The sequence below is a fragment of the Dehalococcoidia bacterium genome, assembly GCA_041649635.1.
GTDB lineage: Bacteria > Chloroflexota > Dehalococcoidia > E44-bin15 > E44-bin15 > JAYEHL01.
Window position 1 is genome coordinate 91,804 of the sequence record JBAZMV010000001.1, and the last position, 19,868, is coordinate 111,671.

The following is a 19,868-nucleotide window of genomic DNA, read 5'->3' on the forward strand; positions in this document are numbered from 1 at the left end:
GATTAGGAAGAGTTGATTATGAATACAACACTGATAGCAGTACTGATATGCTTCGGATTGTGCTTGAAGATAGCGCTCACCATAGCGGCTATCCAATATTTGAGACGATCCTCTTCAAAGATCACCAGGAAACGGAAGCGCCAGGGCGGCCGGCGGGAGGCATCAGTGAGTGAGAAGAAAGCCGAAAGCCGGCCTGTATTGGAGAGTTCGACCGGCCCTGATACTAAAGAACAAGCTAGTTCTTTAGTCGATAAACCTTTGAAACCTACGCCGGTAGCTAAAGTTCAACAACCGGAGACACAGGCAACAGGGACAGTAGCCGCAACAACCGAAATGAGGCGCATGGAAAAACCTCGCCAGGAACCGCCGGCAGGCAAAACGCCCGAAGGGGAGCGGAAAATGATGAAAGTGGTCACCGGCCCCCCGCGCAAGAAGGGCGAGAAGATCGAGGTCGTCGAAATTAGAAAGCAGGTTGAGCCAAAGAATATCGCCCCCGTCGGGGCTCAAACACCGAGCAGAGACTTGAAAGACGACTCCACGAGCGGTACCGCACTTACGGGTACGGGAACGCCGCGGGAGCAGGCTGCCGCAAACGAAGCGAAGGACGCGGATAAAACTCCGCAGGAACCGATGGCAGGCGCTATTGTACCTGATGAAACAACAATGAAAGAGGATGAAAGCGGCGCCGAGGACAATCAGACAAGCTCCGAGCCGGCTGAAGGGGCTTCGGATTCAGAAGAGACGGAAGAGGACACGCAGCAGAAAGATAAATCAGGCCTTGGTGATTTAGCGGATCTGTTCGCCACGAACGCTTCCGATTTTACCGAAAAGAGCAAACTCGCTGAACAGGTGCAGGAGGTTGACGTCAACGACATTCTTCAGGAGGGGCTGGGACTGCTCGGCAAGGTGAAGAAACCTGATGAATAGGGCTGTTCGCGATGTTAATCTTAACCGAGTGAACCGAAGGACTAGTTATCGCCAGCAAGCTGAACTTGTCGCAGCACCGATTGGAGATTGTCCTGGACAGCCCCGATAACAAGTTGCGATCCTCGACCAATTTATGGCCGAACGATATCAGTTGATGCGGCGCAATCTAAGCATACTCCTCATCATTATCGTATAGTCAGGCTGAAATGTATTGACAATGTGCATCGTGTATGTTATATTTTCCCAATTTTAGATGAATATGAATGGTTCATGTAGGCAGTGTTTTCGAGGATGCTTAGCTGCGTAAGTTGTCCAAAAAACAAACCGCAAGCAATTGCGGAGCGCAAAGCTGCGGGCAGGTTTCAATAGTCGCAGTAATAAGATTGTTGGGGCTTTATGCTCCAGGGGAGGAACTATAGAATGGACTCAACAGTTACTTGCATTGTAAATCTGGTGTTCGCCTGTCTCATTGCAGCCTTATCTATTGCCGGATACGTGTTGACTCATAAGAGGACCGGCCAGCATTGGCCTCTCTGGATTGTGCTTGCCGTAGGCTGGGTTATCCTGGCCATACCGTATGTCATATTCCTTGCAGATTACAATTTGAGCGTAGCGGCAATGGCCGCCCTATGGCTGTCTTCTTATGTGCTCATCATGGTGTCGCTGGTGCTGCTTTTCCTTAAGCTCATGCATTTTTTAAAAAACAGGGAGAAGAAAGAAACCACTCAGCAATAAGTTATCAGGCGATAGTTGCATAATTTAACGCTTGAGAGCCCCGGGTTATTGTATATAGCTTAACATCGGGGCTTTTCAATTATCTGAGTGTTCCCGTCCATCCAGATCCTGTAACGATATGTTCATTCAAGTTAATACGGGTACCTTCCCCCCGATAGCAATCCTAAGCATATCACCAGGATTATTGACTGAACCGGTAAAAGCATCCATAATAAACAATCTGATGGAAGGTATCTGGATAGCTGTTTTCGTCGTGCTGGGAACGGTTGTAGCCGGCCTGCTTAATGTTTTAATCGATCGCTTGCCCAATAATCAGTCGATTCTATCCGCTCGTTCTCACTGTGCCTCGTGTCATCATCGCCTGACGATAAAAGACCTCATTCCTGTATTGAGTTATCTGCGGCTGAAAGGGCGTTGCCGCTACTGCCAAGCGCCTATTCCCAGACGCATGCTCTGGGTAGAAATCGGCACCGGGGCTCTTTTCGGCTACCTCTGCTGGCACTACGGACTGAATATTGATCTGGCGATTGCTTCCTTCTACTGCTGCCTGTTCGTCATCATCATGGCAATCGATTTAGAGCACCAGCTTATTCTTAACAAGGTGACTTACCCGGCTATGGCAGCGGCGCTGCTCATCAGCGTATTCTCATCCGAGCCGGGAATAGTTGACGCGGCCATAGGCGGCGGCATAGGCCTGGGGCTTTTTCTGCTGATTGCGCTTGTCAGCAGGGGAGGGATAGGATTGGGCGACGTAAAGCTGGCGGCACTGATAGGGCTGGTCACCGGCTATCCACTGGTATTCATTGCACTGGTTCTGGCGATTATTATTGTTGGCCTGGTCGCCATAATGCTACTCATTATCAAGAAAAAGAAAGGCAAGGAAGGCATCCCCTTCGGGCCATACCTTTCTTTAGCCGCCATAGCCACCCTGTTATATGGAGCTGAGATACTCGACTGGTGTCTGGATATATTTCAGGTTTAGTATATTCTCAGCATGGCCTGTACTCTTGATCAGCGATTCGACCGGATTCACATGGATTTGTCGATACAGTTGTAGTGGAATAAGATTTCTCGGCGCAGCTCCTACTCATATCGTTTTGCCCGCACGGAAGAATGTCCCGTCATAAAAAACCAACTTTTGCCATAGCCTTGTTTCTATTGTATAATCGCAGATTGTGGAGAGGTGTCCGAGTGGTTGATGGTGCCGCTCTCGAAAAGCGGTCTCGCCGTTTCGGCGAGCGCGGGTTCGAATCCCGCCCTCTCCGCCATATAACTGCAACCGATGCGCCATAGGCCGTAAAAAGACCTCCATGCGTACGCTTCTCGACTAACAGCCGATATTGTGGTACATTACTCACACTGAATTATTCCGGAATGCAATTTCGACTAATAATTGAATCAGATATCATCAGCGATCTTTCTGGCTGAGGGGTATGGCATGGAAAAACAGATAAAAATACTGATTATGGAGAACATACCGGAGGACGCGGAACGCATAGAGCTAGAGCTTGAAAAGACCGCACTAAATTTTATATCTCGGCACATAAAGACGAAGGCTGAATACCTGCACTACCTGGAAAGAGGCGCGGAAGTTATCATCGCCGATTACGGCCTGCCTAACAACAGCGCTATGAAATCGCTGGATATATTGAAAGAGCAGGGGCTTGATATCCCCCTGATAATGGTTGCCGACGCTGACTACGAAGACCATGCCGAAGAATGCTTAAATCAGGGAGCGGCGGATTTCATACTGAAGAATAAGCTGACGCATCTGGGGCCAGCCGTCATTCACGCGCTGGAGAAGAAGCCAATACATAAGGTTGAATCCCGCGTCGATAAGGCAGTGCCGTCGGACACGCAGGTAAGGATGCAGAAAGTTTTTGAAGACACGGTCCACGCCCTGGCCCAGGTCACCGAGAGCAGAGACCCCTTCACCGCGGGCCACCAGAAAAGGGTCGCTTCCCTGTCTTACGGTATTGCCTACAGGCTCTCCCCCGATAACAATCATGATTTCGCCGAAGTCCTCTATCTGGCCGGACTTGTACATGATATCGGCAAGGTGGCCGTGCCCATCGAGATCCTGAGCAAGCCGACCGGCATCACCGATCTCGAAATGCAAGTCATTAAGACACACCCAAAGGTAGGCTACGATATATTAAAGAAAATAGATTTCCCGTGGCCTATCGCCGAAATGGTACTGCAACACCATGAGAGGCTGGACGGCTCAGGTTACCCCAACAGGCTCAAGTGGAAAGAGATCATGATAGAGGCCAGAATACTGGGCGTCGCGGATGTGGTTGAAGCCATATGCTATCCCCGCTCCTACAGATCCGCTCTAACCATCGAGCAGGCTATGGAAGAGGTCTCCAAGTACAAAGGCACTTTATACGATCACGACGTCGCTGATGTCTGCACGTCGATCTTCAAAGAAGCCGGCTTTTCCTTCACACGCGGCCTGGAGGAATGCGACGCGTTGCGCGACGCCAACCTAATGAAACAGCAATAATCGCAGGTTAAGATAATGGGCATCGTTTCCGAAACGCTGAAATTCGAAATACCGCCGAAGGAAAAGGTGTTGCTCCTGGTGAAACAGCTAAAGGGCGGCGGCGAGTTCCTCACAGAGATAACGGACTATTTCCAGATAGCAACGGACGCCGATAAAGCCATTTGTCTCGCTGCCGTGAACCAGATAACCAAAGACGATCCAATGTTCGTTAAGAACGGAATCGACCTTATCATCAGCCAGCTTGACAGCAAATCAGCCCAGGTCAAACTGGAGGCCGGCGAGATCATCACAGGCACCTCTAAAGCCTTTCCCGATGAAGCCGCGAAGGCAATTCCAGCATTAACGGCAATGGCCGATGACCCGGGAACGATTATCAGATGGAGCGCTGCCAACGGGCTGACCGAGATAGCAAAAAACAACCCGAAAACCAGGAAAGAGCTGACGCGATTTTTCAAAGCAGCGGTCAAAAAGGAGAAGCAGTCCTCGGTGCGTAATGTCTATCTTGAAGCCCTATCTGACATTGGCAAAGGCAAATAATATTCTTAAATGACTTCCCCATGGAGGGTCGGTATGGCGACTAAAAAGAAATCCTGGCGCGAAAAGCTGAATGACAGCAAAGACCTGCCTCGCGTAGAAGTCATAGACGATAGGATGAGCAAACGCTGGGGCACCGGTACGTTCGTGATACCGGCTCCGATCGAGGTCGATGAGATAATGCGACGGGTTCCTAAAGGCAAACTCATCACGATAAGCGAGATCCGCCAGAAGCTTGCGGAGAAACATGGCGCTACCATAGGCTGCCCGCTGACCACAGGCATATTCGCTTGGATAGCCGCCAACGCCGCCGATGAAGCCCTAAGCTCAGGCGAGAAGAACATCACGCCTTATTGGCGCACGCTGAAATCGGGCGGCGTGCTGAACGAGAAATACCCCGGCGGCATAGAAGGTCAGAGGAAGCTCCTTGAAAACGAAGGTTTCAAGGTAGTGCAAAAAGGCAAGAAGTGCGCTGTGGCCGACTTTGAAAAATATCTTTACACATAGCCTTTCGGCTAGAATCTCTGGTATAATCCATAAAGTTAAATTCCTTCATAAACGACATCACGTCGAATAGAGCCCTTAAGCGGAGAGGTGCTGGAGTGGTCGATCAGGCACGCCTGGAGAGCGTGTGTACCTTCGGGTACCGCGGGTTCGAATCCCGCCCTCTCCGCCATATTCCTCAATTCCCCGATATATTCAAAATTCGCACAATTTAGAAAAAACAGGGGGTTCTCTTGCATTTCGCGACATGATGTGGAAACCTTCTCCCTTCTAAAAACAGACGTGTGCTAAATCAATCAGGGAATCGGAAACATGAAAGTAAACTAATCGAGCCGTAGATTTGAGCGCATCACCAACCCCCGCCGGACAAAGCGGGGGTATTTTTTTACCCTGACTCATGTGCTAGAATAACCTAGTTTATGAACGAGACAAAATTCTGGGTGGGATTTTCGCTGATACCGGGGATGGGACGCGCCCGCATCTCCAGGCTGGCAGGCTATTTCTCCAGCATGGAGCAGGCCTGGCAGGCCAACGCCGCCGAACTGGAAGCGGCCGGGCTCGATGCCAAATCCGTGCAATCGATCTTGTCCAACCGCTCCAAACTGTCGCTCGAAGACGAGATGGAAAAGCTGGAGCGGTACAAGGTAAAGGCTATAACGATTACCGATGAAGCTTATCCCGCAATGCTCAAGGAGATATACGACCCCCCGCCGCTGCTCTACATCAGGGGCGGCTTTGCCCCCCAGGACGAGTGGTCGCTGTCCGTAGTCGGCACGCGCTACCCGACATACTACGGACGCGAGGTGACGCAGCAGATAGCGGGAGCGCTGGCCGGCAATCGCATAACTATTATCAGCGGGCTGGCCAAAGGAATCGACTCGATAGCTCACAGGGCGGCGCTGGACGCGGGAGGGCGCACCATCGCCGTGCTCGGCTGCGGGCTGGATATCGTCTATCCCAGCCAGCACGCCAACCTGGCGCGGGACATAATCGAGCAGGGCGCTCTCGTCAGCGAGTACCCGCTGGGCACGCCGCCCAGGAGGGAGAACTTCCCCCTGCGCAACAGGATAATGAGCGGGTTGAGCCTGGGCGTACTGATAGTCGAAGGGAAAAAGGAAAGCGGCGCAAGGATAACCGTGGAACGGGCCATCGAGCAGAACCGCGAGGTCTTCGCCATACCCGGAAGCGTGCTCTCGCCAACGAGCTGGCTGCCAAACAGGCTGATTCAGGAGGGGGCTAAACTCGTTCGTAACGCCGAGGACATCATGGAGGAACTCAACCTTACCATGGCGGTGCAGCATGTTGAGGCCAAATCGCTGATCCCTGCGACTAAGATGGAATCCGTTATACTACAATACATATCGGCGGAACCGACACATATCGATGAGGTGCGCAGGCAGTGCTCACTGCCTATAGCGACCATATCCAGCACCCTGGCCATGATGGAGCTTAAAGGTATGGTCAGGCAGGTGGGCGGCATGAACTACGTGACAGCGAGAGAATCGCGGGAAGAATACAGGGTGAAAATAAACTAATGACTAAAAAGAAATCGACTAAATCGACCAGAGCGAAGATATCAACAAGAACGAAATCGAAAGCCAAAACCGGGGCTCGATCGTCGGGCGGAAGCCTTGTAATCGTTGAGTCTCCGGCCAAGGCCAGGACCATCACCAAGATGCTGGGCGGCGGCTATAAGGTGAAAGCATCCGTCGGCCACGTTCGCGACTTACCCCAGAAACGGCTGGGCGTAGATATAAAGGAAAAAACGTTCGCTCCCAAGTATGAGGTGCCCAAAGAGAAGCGCGATGTGGTCAACGAACTGAAGGAAGCCGCACAGAGTTCTTCAGCGGTCTATCTGGCCACCGACCCCGACAGGGAAGGGGAGGCCATCTCCTGGCACCTGGTGGAAGCTGTCGGGCTGGACGGCATGCCGGTCAAGAGAGTGGAATTTCACGAGCTGACCCAGGATGCGGTAACGGAGGCCTTCAAACACCCGCGCGACATAGACATGGACCTGGTCAACGCGCAGCAGGCCAGGCGTATTCTCGACCGCCTGGTAGGGTACAAGCTGAGCCCGCTGCTGTGCCAGAAAATCAGGCGCGGCCTTTCCGCGGGCAGGGTGCAATCGGTGGCACTCAAGATGGTGGTCAACAGAGAGCGGGAGATATTAAACTTCGTCCCGATAGAGTACTGGTCCATCGACGCGCTGTTAGAGAAGGCGGCGACTAAAGAGCAGTTCACCGCCGCCTTTATCGGCAATATGAACGGCACCAAGATTGACATAAGCAGCAAAGAAGAGTCATCGAAACTAATCGAAGAACTGAAGTCCGCCGACTACAAGGTCGCCGGCATACGAAGAAAAGACGTGCTGCGACAGCCGTCGGCTCCGTTCACAACCAGCACACTGCAGCAGGAGGCCTGGCGCAAGCTGCGATTCAGCGCGCAACGCACCATGTCCATCGCCCAGCAATTGTACGAGGGGCTATCCATGGGCAAAGAGGGATCGGTGGGCCTCATCACCTACATGCGCACCGACTCCATTCGAGTGACACCATCTGCGATAGAGGAGACGCGCGCGTATATCCATAGTAAATACGGCGAGGCGTTCCTGCCGAAACATGCCCGCGTCTTCACCAGGAAAGCAAAGGGAGCGCAGGAGGCGCACGAAGCTATAAGGCCGACATCGATCGGGCGCGAGCCGTCTGCGATTAAGTCACACCTAAGCCAGGACCAGTTCCGTTTATACGAGCTGATATGGAAACGCATGGTGTCTAGCCAGATGTCGCCCGTAATAATCGATACGACCACAGCCGATATCGAAGCCAGGACCCGTAAAGAGGGGAACGCTTATCTATTCCGGGCGGCCAGCTCGGCTGTGAAATTCCAGGGCTTTTCCATACTTTACAGCGAAGGCAAGGATGAGTCCGACGACGAAAACAACAAGACGCCGCTGCCTGATATGGCAAAAGGCGACCATCTCAATCTCATAGATCTTAAACCGGAACAGCATTTCACCCAACCTCCCTCCCGTTACACCCAGGCCACGCTGATAAAGGCGCTTGAGGAGTGGGGCATCGGAAGGCCTTCGACCTACGCGCCGATCCTGGGCGTCATACAGGTAAGGGATTACATCGTACAGGAAAGCGGGCGTTTTAAGCCAACCGACTTAGGCATGCAGGTGAGCGACATGCTCAGCGAGCATTTCCCCAATATCGTCGATTTCGGGTTTACGGCGCAGATGGAGGAAGGGCTGGACCTCATCGCGCAGGGAAAGAAAGACTGGGTTCCGTACGTCAGCGATTTTTACGAACCGTTCGAGGCCACGCTCCAAACGGCTAAATCGAAAGTAGAAAAGGTGCCGGACGAACCGACGGATGAAATCTGCGAGAAATGCGGCGCACCGATGGTTATTAAGAACGGCCGCTACGGCAAGTTCATGGCCTGCTCCGGCTACCCTGAATGCAAGAACGCGAAACCGCTTGGCAAGGGAGATGTAGCCGAGGAGAAAACAGGAGAAGACTGTCCCACCTGCGGCAAGCCCATGGTCGTCAAATCGGGGCGCTTCGGCAAATTCATCGCTTGTACTGACTACCCTAAATGCAGAACGACGAAGCAGATCCTTAAGAAGATAGGCGTCGCCTGCCCCAAGTGCGGACGCGACATCGTGCAGCGCAGGAGCAAGAAGAAACGTAATTTCTACGGGTGTTCGGGTTATCCCGACTGCGATTTCACGTCGAACGTCAAACCGGTACCAAATCCATGTCCGCAATGCCGCGGCCTCATGGTAATGAGCGGCAAGAACGCGGCTAAATGCACGCAATGCGGTTTCAGCGAATCCAGCGACAAGCTGGAAGGGGAGGCCGTTAAAAAATGATCCCGTTCCTGCAGGATGAGAAAAGCATGGCCGTATTGTTTGGCGATTTCAAACGCTATCTTGAGATCGAGCGCCACGCATCGCCATATACGCTGCGCAACTACCTGCATGACCTGCGTCACTTCATAGATTACGCCGTTAAGGAGAATGTTGCGACGCTGGAGGATGTGGATATCCAATTGTTGCGCCGATATATCGCCTCGCTGCTGGAAGGCGGATACGAGAAATCCAGCATCGCGCGCAAGCTCAGCGCGCTGCGCTCGTTCTACGCCTATCTCACCCGTATGAATATCATCACGGAAAATCCGCTGCTTACAATATCCTCGCCCAAGCTGACCAAGAGGCTCCCTTCTTTCCTTTCCAACGACGAGGTCAAGAAACTGATAACGGCTCCGGATGCCAGCACCCCGCTGGGCATGCGGGACAAGGCCATACTGGAGTTGCTCTACGCGTCAGGTCTGCGTGTAAGCGAGATCGCCGGCCTCGATATCATGAACGTCAACCTGGAGGAACGCGAGATCCGCGTGCTGGGCAAGGGCTCCAAGGAACGCATCACGCTCATGGGCAAGCCCGCCGTGAACGCCATCGAATGCTACCTGCGCGAAGGTCGGCCGAAGCTCACGGGGAAACGCTCCACCGACGCGCTTTTTCTGAATCGATACGGACGGAGACTATCGAAGCGTTCCATCGAGGAGACGCTGTCCTATTACGCTAAAGCGGCAGGGCTCACCAAGAGGGTCTTCCCGCACATGATACGCCACAGCTTCGCAACACATCTGCTCGACGGCGGCGCGGACCTGAGAGTTGTGCAGGAGCTGCTGGGCCATGCCAATCTGGCCACCACTCAGATATACACGCATGTTACTCAGACGCAGGCGAGAAAGGTTTATCTGGCCTCGCATCCCAGGGCCAGGAAGCAGGGGGGATCATCATGAAGATATTGCTCATACATGGCCCCAATTTAAATATGCTGGGCAAAAGGAATCGCGATCTGTACGGCGACAAGACCCTGCCCGAGCTTGAAGCCGCTGTTACAAAGCGTGCCAGGGAGCTGGGCGCCTCGGTGAAGACATATCAGTCGAACCATGAAGGCGCGCTTATCGATTTTATTCAAGACGAGGCGCCTAAAGCCGACGGGATAATAATAAACCCGGGGGCGCTCACACACTACGGATTATCCTTAAGAGATGCGCTGGAAGACAGCAACCTACCGATTGTCGAAGTTCACCTCTCCGATATACACCATCGCGAGGAGTGGCGCAGGAAATCCGTCATCGAGGACCTGGCCAAGACGCAGATTTCCGGTCTCGGCTGGCAGGGTTATATCGATGCGGTCGATTTTTTAATAGCTCTCCTCAAGAAGAAAAAATGACGGGACGCCTGAATAAGATAAGACAGCAGGTCGACGGGAAAGGACTGGATGCCCTTTTTGTTTCGCAGGCGGAGAACCGCCGCTACCTCAGCGGATTCACCGGATCGGCGGGATATCTTCTCATCACGCAAAACGATGCCGTTCTTGCAACCGATTTTCGCTATGTCGAGCAGGCCGAGAGCCAGGCACCCGAGTTCAAAATATTACAAAAGCAGGGAGCTCTTTCAAAGTGGTTTAATGAATTGATTTCATCTTTCGATATAAAGAGGATCGGTTTCGACGCTAACGATGTTTCTTTCGCGACGTATCGCTCAATCACGGCCGACATCCATGGAAAAGAGCTGGTTCCGACCGAAGGCCTCGTCGAATCGCTGCGCGCCGTTAAGGATGACGACGAGTTGGCGCTAATAATGAAAGCCGTTGCCGTAAGCGACGCCGCCTTCGAAAAAGTGGCCGCCGGGATGCAGGTCGGCATGACCGAAGCTGAAGTGGCATGGGAATTGGAAAAGACCATGCGCGAGAACGGAAGCGGCGTAATGCCCTTCGACATCATAGTGGCCTCCGGCCCCAACGCGGCTAAGCCCCACCACCAGCCCACGGACCGCCCCATCGTCGCCGGCGAACCGGTTATCATAGATATGGGCGCAAGCGTCGGCGGGTACACCAGCGACCTGTCGCGGACTATTTGCATGGGGAAAAAGGGTGGAAAATTTGATAAAATATATGACTTGGTACTGGGAGCGCAGCTCACCGCCATCGCCACTATAGAATCGGGTATGACGGGCGATACGGCAGACGGCCTGGCGCGGACGGTCATCGAACAGGGAGGATACGGGGAGCACTTCGGGCACGGGCTGGGTCATGGGGTGGGGCTGGCCACGCATGAGGCGCCGCGGGTGGGGCGGGAATCGAAGGACATACTAACGGACGGCATGGTGTTCACCATCGAGCCCGGCATATATATCAGCGGATGGGGAGGCGTGCGCATAGAGGACATGGCGGTTTTGAAAGATGGAAGAGCGACGGTGCTCACTAAAGCAAAGAAGCTAGAGTAGTTCCACTGGAGTCTATGTATTCCGGTTTATATACAATCGAATACGTCGAGAGGATGGGATAAATGATAGGAACGGGTGACATTAAGAAGGGACTCACGATCGTGATCAGCGGCACGCTGTACCAGATCGTAGACTGGCAACACATCAAGTCCGGACGAGGCTCTGCTCAGATAAAGCTGAAACTTAGAGACCTTCGCGGAGGACATACGATTGAATACACCTGCCAGTCGGGAGAGAAATTTGAGCGGGCGACTCTCGACCGGCACACGGTACAGTTCTTATATAACGACGGCGACCTTTATTATTTCATGGACGCCGACACCTTCGAGCAGACGCCGCTTAATAAAAAGACGCTGGATGATGCGGTAAACTACCTCAAGGAAGGTCTGAAGATCGACCTGCTCACATACAAGGAAGAGGTCGTCAGCGTGGAGCTTCCCAACTCGGTCGAGCTTGAGGTCATCGAGACCGATCCGGGCTACAGGGGTGACACCGCGACCAACGTCAACAAACCCGGAAAGCTGGAGACCGGGCTTACCATACCGATACCGCTTTTCGTCAACCAGGGGGACAGGATACGCGTCGATACGCGCAGCGGCCAATACCTTGAAAGGGTGAACTAGATGCAGGTCTACAGCGTAGCCCAGATAACGGGCTACCTCAGGGACATCCTCGAATCAGACGCCCTGCTCGCCGACGTCTGGATAAGCGGCGAGGTATCAAACATGTCGGGTTCCTCCGCCGGACACCTCTATTTCACGCTCAAGGACGAATCGAGCCAGATGCGCTGCGTCCTTTTTAACCGCAAGCGACTCAGCGTCGAAGTTGAGAACGGCATGGCCGTCGTGGCCCACGGACGCATCTCGATATACGAGGTCAGCGGAGCCGTCCAGCTTTACGTGGACATGATACAGCCCACCGGGATCGGCGTGCTCCACATGGAGTTCGAGAGGCTCAAGGCCAGGCTGGAGGAGGAGGGACTTTTCGAGCCGTCGCGAAAGCGCCCCCTGCCGGAGTTCCCTGAAAAGATCGGCATCGTGACCTCGCCGGGCGGGGCCGTGCTCCACGATATAACGAACATCATCGGCAGGCGCTACCCGCTGGCCGAGCTTGTGCTGGCGCCGACCGCCGTCCAGGGCGAAAGCGCCGTACCCGGCATCATAAACGCCATGAACGCGCTCAACGATAGGGGAGACATCGATGTGATCATCGTCGCGCGCGGCGGCGGCTCGCTGGAAGACCTGTGGGCCTTCAACGATGAGAAGGTAGCCCGCTCCGTCTATTCCAGCAAGGCTCCGGTTATCAGCGGCGTAGGCCATGACACCGATTTCACCATATGCGATTTCGTCGCCGATAAACGCGCCCCCACCCCCTCCGCCGCCGCCGAGCTGGCGGTCCCCCAGCGCGGCGAGATCGAGGCGCTCCTGCAAGGCTGCGTCGCGTCGATGTCATCATCTCTTTCCGGCGGTATCGAGCGTGGCCGCCAGCATGCAGATGAGATGTATGCCACAATGTCGAATCAAATCGATAATGTGCTATCAATAAACGGCGAGAAGCTGCGCGGGCAGCAGCTTAAACTGGGTTCGCTGAGCCCGCTGGCGACGCTGGAGCGCGGCTACGCGCTGGTTCAGAGCCACGCAAGCGGAGAAGTCATATCGAGTATCTCGCAGGTGGAACGCGGCGACATGATAGAGGTCAAGGTCGGCGACGGACAATTCAACAGCCGCGTGACCGGCTCGAAGAAGGGATTGCAGGCATGGATGAAGGACTTTCCTTCGAAGAAGCGCTGAAGCGGCTGGAAACGATAACGGAGGCCCTGCAGAAGGGCGGCATGCCGCTCGAGGAGATGATCGCGCTCTTCGAGGAGGGTGCTTCCATCGCCAAGATATGCCACGAGAAACTGAACAAGGCCGAGCTCAAGCTGAGCGAGGTGCAGACCATGTTCGATAACGACGGTGAAAACGGGGAGCCCGATAAATGAAGTGCGACCTGCACATCCATACCATGTACTCGCCCGACTCAAAGACGACGCCGGAGCAGATCATATCTCGTTGCATGGAAACGGGTATCGACTGTATAGCAGTGACCGATCATGACACCATAAAAGGCTCCGTCGAGCTGAAGCGACTCGCTCCTTTTAAGGTGATCGTAAGCAGCGAGATTCATACCAGGGACGGCGAGGTCATCGGTTATTTCCTGAGCGAAGAGATACCGGGGAAGCTGCCTGCGACTGAGACCGTGCGACTTATCAAGCAGCAGGGCGGATTGGTCTGCGTGCCGCACCCGTTCGACGCCCTTCGCGGCTCGGCTATCGAGCGTCATGCGCTGGACGAGATATTGCCTGAGGTTGACATAATAGAAGTATTTAACGCGCGTTCCCTCTATAGACACCACAACACCATGGCCCGGGAATTCGCAGAACGGCACAAGCTCCCGGCCGGCGCCGGCAGCGACGCCCACACACCGGACGAGATCGGCACAACGTATGTGGAAATGCCGGATTTCGAGGGAAAGGACGACTTCCTCAAGGCGCTTGCGCAGGGAAACATCGTAGGACGGCCGTCATCGCCGCTGGTGCATATGCGCAGCACATGGGCCAGGATAAGGAAGGTGTAACATGCCGCAGCAACCGTATAGAATAGGCTGGTTTTCCACTGGCAATGGAGAGGGCTCCAGAAACCTACTGCGCTTCACCTGGAACAGTATAATCAGGGGCGATTTAAAGGCCGAGATCGCCTTTGTTTTTTGTAACCGCGAGCCGGGGGAGCACAAGGGCAGCGACGAGTTCATGAAGCTGGTGCACGATTACAGCCTGCCCCTGGTATGTGTATCATCAAAGCAATTCAAACAGGCGGGAACGGGCGACTGGCGCTCCAGGTTCGAGGAAGAGGTCATGAGCAAGCTGGAGCCATATTCCTTCGATCTCGGCGTTTTGGCAGGATATATGCTCATAGTCGGCAGGGAGATGTGTAAAAAATATCCCATGATCAACCTGCACCCCGCGCCGCCCGACGGCCCCGCGGGCACGTGGCAGGAGGTCATCTGGCAGCTCATCGAAAAGAAGGCCAAGGAGACCGGCGCCATGACGCACCTGGTCACGCCCGTGCTCGACGGCGGCCCCGTCGTCAGCTACTGCAAGTTCTCCATCAGGGGCAAACCTTTCGACAGGTATTGGGACGAGATTAAAGGACTCCCGCTCTGGGAGATACAAAAGCACGAAGGCGAGAGGAACCCTCTCTTCATCGAGATAAGGAAACAGGGAGCCGCCAGGGAGATACCGCTGGTCATATCGACGATAAAGGCCTTCAGCGAAGGTAAGATAAAGATAGACAACGGCAAGGTCGTGGACGTAAAAGGCAAGCCCATCAAGGGATACGATCTGAGCAGGGAGATAGACAAGAAAGTGAAAGAGCCTCCCGCCCCATGAACCTTATCTTCTTCGATATGGAAGGCCCGCTGTCCATACACGACAACATGCGGGCGCTGATGAAGCTCATTCCCAACGGCAATGCGATATTCGACATCGTGCGGCGCTACGACCGCCAGCGCACCTACGAGGAGGAGGATGCCTACGACCCCGGCGACGACCTGGCCGTATTAGCTCCATTCATTATCAATCATGGAGTAACCTCGGACGACATTGAAAAGCTGGCCGATGAGGCCACAATCGTAGACGGCGCGGTAGAGCTCATTAAAAGCCTCAGCGATTGGCATGTGTTCTGCATCAGCACCGCCTACGAGCAATACGCATCACGCATCATGCAGCGCGTGGGCATCCCCCGCGAAAATCTCGAATGCACTTTGTTCCCTATCGAACGGCTCAAAAAGCTCGCAACGAAAGAAGACTACAATCGAATCGCCGCCTTCGAGATCGAAGTGCTCGATATGACGAACGCCGATGATAAGAATGTGAAACTGAGATTCGAGCGTTTCTTCCGCGGCGAGCTGGGGCAGACGACCTTCGGCAAAGCGATACGCGAGATAACGCCGATGGGCGGCCGCAAGAAGGCCGCGGCCCTGCGCAACTTCGCCCGTATGCGCGGTGTGTTTCCGGAGCAATGCGTCGTCGTCGGCGACAGCATCACCGATTCGCGCATGCTGGAGACCGTGCACCTGCCCGGCGGGCTGGCCGTGGCCTACAACGGCACCGAGCACGCCCTGGCTTACGCGACGATAGGATTGGCCTCAACCGATATATCCGACCTCAAGCCTGCGCTCGACGCCTGGGCACAAGGCGGCCGCGAGGCAGTGAAACAGTTCGTGGAAACTAAGAGGAGAAACAAGTTCCAGTGGTTGGCCGACGCCGACGGTTTGGAGGAGCCGCTCCGCATTCACCTCGGCGTCCGGCAGAGGGTGCGCGGGGCGGCGGGGCTGGGGTAAAAGAAACCAGCTGTATTTTTCCTCATTGCCACCGCCAACTTTCCTCCATCCATTCTGTAGCAGATAAAGCCTCAGCATTCTCGGCAGCTGCTGGCAATGTGATATTCACAGGCTGATTGATATTCGAATAAGTCAGTATCTCACTTAGCCATTCACCATCTGAAATCGTTAGATTAAATGACAATTTCATAAGATAGTAATTGTTCTCTGCAATCCAGGCATTAAATGTTGGTATCTTTATCGTTAATCCACTCAATCCAAGAGCATTCATCTGTGATTCAGTCGGAGTAATGTCTATCTTGTAACAGTTCGTCCCGTCGACAGACTCCATACTAATGTAGCTTGCTTGAGTGTAGTTTTGCAATGTAACTAACAATTGTTGTTGCGGCGAACCATATATACTATTCCAAATATCTTCTGTCAACTGGGTTTTTATCCATTCTTCAGTAGAATTGCGTGTATAAAGCCATTCATCTAATGCATAGACCTCCATAGATTCATTCGGGAAGGCCGAATCATACGCTACTGTATATGCTGAATGGTTTAAATTATCTATAAGAGCAGAGGTGTCCCCACTACCGCTAAACCATAGCCTATTCGTGGTGTAAATTTCATGTATTTGCACAGTATTCATAGAGTTTGATGCGTTGTGACAGTTCGACAATATCTCGTCTGCCGTCATGCCGTTCGACTCATTGCTGACACTGCTTCCACAAGCAACAACGCTCATCAATACCGCCATGCAAAGTAGAACTGAGATGACTTTCATTAATTGCCTCCAGATACAAGACTCGGTCACATAGAATTACTACAAAGTGTCTAAAGGTATTTTACCGTCAGTTAGAGCTACGGTCAATCTTCGAAACACCTAACTTCCGTTATTGTCATTGCGAGCCTTGCGAAGCAATCTCTACTCCAGTAGGGTGGGCTCCGCCCACCATTTTATCGGCGGGCACAGCATGCCGTGCCCCTACAACCAACCTCACACACAAACGACGGGATTGCCACGTCGCCATTCACAGGGAGGTCTCCTCGCAATGACAGAATAACAAACCAAATATTGCGGCCTCACCTGCAAATCTATATAATGAAACCATCGATGCAGAGGTACAGGAGACTCGTCTCCTGACGGGGGAACTGGGGGTGTCCCCCAGATTTTTTTATGTTCCCCCAAGAGTGGGGGATAACAGGGGGTTGATATAACAGCAACAAGCACTCCCATCAATCGACAATCGTAAATAACATAAGGAGGAACGCACTTGGAGTTAAAAGACATCAAAACGATAGCCGTCATCGGCGGCGGCACAATGGGTTCACAGATATCGGAACTTCTTTCATACGTAGGCAAATACAACGTAACGCAGTGGTCGCGAACGGATGAGACCGTCAAGAGGGGCATCGACGCCATCGCCGACAGGCTCAAGAAATTCTACGTCGAGAAAAATAAGATGACCCAGGCCGAGATGGACGAGATAATGGGACGCATCAAGGGCACGACCAGTATCGGGGAGGCGGTCAAGAACGCCGACCTGATTATCGAATCGGCCATGGAGAAGATGGACATCAAGAAGGACGTCTTCGAGAAGATCGACGCCGCCGCGCCGGCCCATGCCATCCTTTCCACCAACACATCACAGATGAACATCACTGAGATTGCGGCCTGCACCAAGAGACCGCAGGTGGTTATCGGCATGCACTTCTTCAATCCGGTGAGCCGCATGAAGCTCGTCGAGGTGGTAAGGGGCACGCTGACCTCGGACGATGTGGTTAAAGTGATATGCGAGCTGGCAGTAGCGCTGGGCAAAGAGACCGTGATATGCAAGGACTTCAGCTACGGCTTCATCGCCAACAGGGCCTACCGCGCCCTGCGCTGGGAAGCCCTGGATATGATACGCGAGCGCGTCGCCTCCCCCCAGGACATCGACAAGGCTCTCAAGCTGGGCTATAACTTCCCCATGGGGCCCCTGGAGCTGGGCGACTTCAGCGGCGCGTGGGGCACCTACGCCGTATCCGAGGCGGACGCCATGAAGGAGTTCGGGCCGGAGAAGGGCAAGCTGCACCCGCTCATCAGGACCATGGTGCGGGCGGGCTACACCGGCGGACGCCACGGCAAGGGCATCTATGCCTTCTGGGACGAAGTAGCCTCAAAGTGGTAGGATTCCCCGTAGGGGCTTGATTCATCAAGCCCGAATCTCGATCCCGTAGGGGCGAGGTCTTCTCGCCCTCTTATCATAAAATCAAAGGACGCTGGCAAAACCAGCGTCCTTCTTTTTCACCCTCACCTTAGTCCTCTCCCCTCAAGGGAGAGGAAACAAAAGAGGTGCAGGATACCTCCTGCCGGGGGTTTGGGGGTGTCCCCCATCCTTTTTTATTATCCCCCAAGACTGGGGGATAACAGGGGGTTGATAGAACTCGGCCAAGCGTTCCCCTAATCAAAAAACAAAGAGCGCAGGCTTGCGACCTGCGCTCTTCTTAATCTCCTGTTAATCTCCCCCTTTCGCAAAGGGGGATTCAGGGGGATTTTAAACTATCGACTATTTGCCCTTGAAATTCGGCTTGCGCTTCTCGGCGAAGGCGCGAGGGCCTTCCCTGGAATCCTCGGTATCGAGCAGTTTATCAACAAGGTCCAGCTCCAACTGCATGCCTTCCTGGAGCGTCATATCCGTTCCCTGCAGGATGCACTGCTTGGCGGCCCTGACTGAAAGCGGCCCGTTCTCGGCTATCTTCTGGGCCCAGGACATGGCCTCTTCCATCAGCTTATCGGCGGGTACGATCTTATTGATAAGACCGACGCGTAACGCCTCCTGCGCATCGATGGAGGTTCCCATGAGAAGCATCTCGGAAGCCTTGGCACGGCCTATCTGCCGCGGCAGCCGCTGCGTTCCGCCCCAGCCCGGAATAAGGTTCCACTTCACCTCGGGAACGGCCAGCTTGACGTGCTCCGCCGCTATGCGGATATCGCAGGCCAGGACTACTTCCAGGCCTCCGCCCATGGCCACGCCGTTGATGGCTGCGATGATGGGCTTGTATATCTCCAGCCCGCGCTGGATGAGCTTGGGCGCGTCGCCGCCTGGTGACGGCAGCCTGTCGCCGCTGGCATCCATCGTCTTCAGGTCGAAGCCCGAGGAGAAAGCCTTATTGCCGGAACCGGTGACTATGGCCACCCACGCGTCCGGGTCGTCTTTGAACTTGATGCCGGCCTCGCTGAATGCCTGGATCTGAGCCGGGTTGAAAGCGTTCATCGCCTCCGGGCGGTTCAATGTGATGATTACAACGTGACCTTTCTTTTCGTATAGGACTTCGTTAGCCAAAAAAATCCCTCCTTATTTTTGTCATTGTATGTACCAGCGACCTAAAGCCGCTATGAGGACTGAATACTAATTACGACCTACTTACTCTCTTCCTTTTTTAATATCTCATCGACTATGCCGTACTCCACCGCCTGCTCGGCGCTGAGGAAGAAATCTCGGTCGGTATCCTTTGAGACCTTCTCAAAGGCCTGACCGGTATGGTTGGCAATTATATGGTTCAATTTCTCCTGTAATCTCAGGATTTCCTTGGCGTGGATGGCTATATCCGAAGCCTGCCCCTGCACGCCGCCCATCGGCTGATGCATATGTATCGTTGCGTTGGGCAAAGCGTAACGCTTGCCCTTCGTTCCAGAGCACAGCAGGACGGTGCCAAAGCTGGCAGCCGAGCCAACGCATATGGTAGATACATCGCACCGCATCAGCTGTATCGTATCGTATATCGCCAGACCGGAGCTCACCACTCCTCCAGGCGAGTTGATATAAAGGCTAATATCCTTATCCGAATCCTCCCGTTCCAGATAGAGAAGCTGGGCTATAATAAGATTGGCGATCTGGTCGTTGATGGGAGTGCCCAGGAATATTATGCGCTCCTTGAGCAGAAGCGAATATATGTCTAAAGTGCGCTCGCCCCTGGCGCTGGTTTCAGTTACAAACGGTATAACAGACATCG

General features: G+C 53.8%; 21 protein-coding genes and 2 tRNA genes. 20 read left to right on the top strand and 3 right to left on the bottom strand.

The genetic code is table 11. The features are described from left to right. The first annotated feature begins 18 nt into the window (after positions 1–18). From WC562_00445 to WC562_00535, 19 genes are all read left to right on the top strand, one after another. On the top strand, positions 19–927 hold the full coding sequence (locus WC562_00445; GenBank protein MFA5054632.1) for a hypothetical protein: 909 nt from the start codon (positions 19–21) through the stop codon (positions 925–927). 420 nt (positions 928–1,347) lie between these two features. Then, the gene (locus WC562_00450; protein MFA5054633.1) at positions 1,348–1,662 is read left to right on the top strand and encodes a hypothetical protein; all 315 of its coding nucleotides are present in this window, start codon (positions 1,348–1,350) and stop codon (positions 1,660–1,662) included. A 184-nt stretch (positions 1,663–1,846) separates the two neighbouring features. Beyond that, positions 1,847–2,644, top strand: a complete 798-nt coding sequence (locus WC562_00455) for a prepilin peptidase (GenBank protein ID MFA5054634.1) — start codon at positions 1,847–1,849, stop codon at positions 2,642–2,644. Positions 2,645–2,839: 195 nt separating this feature from the next. Beyond that, positions 2,840–2,930, top strand: a tRNA-Ser gene (locus tag WC562_00460). 170 nt (positions 2,931–3,100) lie between these two features. Further along, on the top strand, positions 3,101–4,168 hold the full coding sequence (locus WC562_00465) for an HD domain-containing phosphohydrolase (GenBank protein MFA5054635.1): 1,068 nt from the start codon (positions 3,101–3,103) through the stop codon (positions 4,166–4,168). A 15-nt stretch (positions 4,169–4,183) separates the two neighbouring features. Further along, the gene (locus WC562_00470) at positions 4,184–4,705 is read left to right on the top strand and encodes a hypothetical protein (GenBank protein ID MFA5054636.1); all 522 of its coding nucleotides are present in this window, start codon (positions 4,184–4,186) and stop codon (positions 4,703–4,705) included. A gap of 33 nt (positions 4,706–4,738) precedes the next feature. Beyond that, a complete protein-coding gene (locus tag WC562_00475) occupies positions 4,739–5,209 on the top strand; it encodes an MGMT family protein (protein MFA5054637.1) in 471 nt (156 codons plus the stop codon). An 81-nt stretch (positions 5,210–5,290) separates the two neighbouring features. After that, positions 5,291–5,378: transfer RNA gene (locus WC562_00480), tRNA-Ser, on the top strand. Positions 5,379–5,625: 247 nt separating this feature from the next. Beyond that, positions 5,626–6,741 (top strand): DNA-processing protein DprA, encoded by a 1,116-nt coding sequence (dprA, locus tag WC562_00485; GenBank protein ID MFA5054638.1) that lies wholly within the window; start codon positions 5,626–5,628, stop codon positions 6,739–6,741. Beyond that, complete coding sequence (topA, locus tag WC562_00490) at positions 6,741–9,080, top strand: type I DNA topoisomerase (GenBank protein MFA5054639.1); 2,340 nt, start codon at positions 6,741–6,743, stop codon at positions 9,078–9,080. The genes dprA and topA overlap by 1 nt, the downstream gene beginning before the upstream one ends. Then, a complete protein-coding gene (gene xerC, locus WC562_00495) occupies positions 9,077–10,015 on the top strand; it encodes a tyrosine recombinase XerC (GenBank protein MFA5054640.1) in 939 nt (312 codons plus the stop codon). Before topA ends, xerC begins: the two co-directional genes overlap by 4 nt. Beyond that, positions 10,012–10,452 carry a type II 3-dehydroquinate dehydratase gene (locus WC562_00500; GenBank protein MFA5054641.1) on the top strand — a complete coding sequence of 147 codons (441 nt, stop codon included), beginning with the start codon at positions 10,012–10,014 and terminating at the stop codon, positions 10,450–10,452. The genes xerC and WC562_00500 overlap by 4 nt, the downstream gene beginning before the upstream one ends. Beyond that, positions 10,449–11,507, top strand: coding sequence for a Xaa-Pro peptidase family protein (locus WC562_00505; protein MFA5054642.1), 1,059 nt, complete (start codon positions 10,449–10,451; stop codon positions 11,505–11,507). The genes WC562_00500 and WC562_00505 overlap by 4 nt, the downstream gene beginning before the upstream one ends. A 62-nt stretch (positions 11,508–11,569) precedes the next feature. Continuing rightward, on the top strand, positions 11,570–12,130 hold the full coding sequence (gene efp, locus WC562_00510) for an elongation factor P (protein ID MFA5054643.1): 561 nt from the start codon (positions 11,570–11,572) through the stop codon (positions 12,128–12,130). Beyond that, positions 12,131–13,297 carry an exodeoxyribonuclease VII large subunit gene (gene xseA / locus WC562_00515; protein MFA5054644.1) on the top strand — a complete coding sequence of 389 codons (1,167 nt, stop codon included), beginning with the start codon at positions 12,131–12,133 and terminating at the stop codon, positions 13,295–13,297. After that, positions 13,264–13,488 (top strand): exodeoxyribonuclease VII small subunit, encoded by a 225-nt coding sequence (gene xseB / locus WC562_00520; protein ID MFA5054645.1) that lies wholly within the window; start codon positions 13,264–13,266, stop codon positions 13,486–13,488. Before xseA ends, xseB begins: the two co-directional genes overlap by 34 nt. After that, positions 13,485–14,123 carry a PHP domain-containing protein gene (locus WC562_00525; GenBank protein MFA5054646.1) on the top strand — a complete coding sequence of 213 codons (639 nt, stop codon included), beginning with the start codon at positions 13,485–13,487 and terminating at the stop codon, positions 14,121–14,123. The genes xseB and WC562_00525 overlap by 4 nt, the downstream gene beginning before the upstream one ends. A 1-nt stretch (position 14,124) precedes the next feature. Then, positions 14,125–14,934, top strand: coding sequence for a formyltransferase family protein (locus tag WC562_00530; GenBank protein ID MFA5054647.1), 810 nt, complete (start codon positions 14,125–14,127; stop codon positions 14,932–14,934). Beyond that, on the top strand, positions 14,931–15,887 hold the full coding sequence (locus tag WC562_00535) for an HAD hydrolase family protein (GenBank protein MFA5054648.1): 957 nt from the start codon (positions 14,931–14,933) through the stop codon (positions 15,885–15,887). The genes WC562_00530 and WC562_00535 overlap by 4 nt, the downstream gene beginning before the upstream one ends. Positions 15,888–15,909: 22 nt before the next feature. Here the strand turns inward: WC562_00535 and WC562_00540 are convergent, their stop codons facing one another. Further along, positions 15,910–16,656 carry a hypothetical protein gene (locus tag WC562_00540; protein ID MFA5054649.1) on the bottom strand — a complete coding sequence of 249 codons (747 nt, stop codon included), beginning with the start codon at positions 16,654–16,656 and terminating at the stop codon, positions 15,910–15,912. 490 nt (positions 16,657–17,146) lie between these two features. On the opposite strand from WC562_00540, the gene WC562_00545 reads away from it, so the two are divergent. Continuing rightward, positions 17,147–18,043, top strand: a complete 897-nt coding sequence (locus WC562_00545) for a 3-hydroxyacyl-CoA dehydrogenase family protein (GenBank protein ID MFA5054650.1) — start codon at positions 17,147–17,149, stop codon at positions 18,041–18,043. Positions 18,044–18,421: 378 nt separating this feature from the next. Here WC562_00545 and WC562_00550 read toward each other — a convergent pair whose 3' ends face one another. Continuing rightward, positions 18,422–19,198, bottom strand: coding sequence for an enoyl-CoA hydratase-related protein (locus tag WC562_00550; GenBank protein ID MFA5054651.1), 777 nt, complete (start codon positions 19,196–19,198; stop codon positions 18,422–18,424). 77 nt (positions 19,199–19,275) lie between these two features. After that, positions 19,276–19,866 carry an ATP-dependent Clp protease proteolytic subunit gene (locus tag WC562_00555; GenBank protein ID MFA5054652.1) on the bottom strand — a complete coding sequence of 197 codons (591 nt, stop codon included), beginning with the start codon at positions 19,864–19,866 and terminating at the stop codon, positions 19,276–19,278. Between the last annotated feature and the right edge of the window lie 2 nt (positions 19,867–19,868).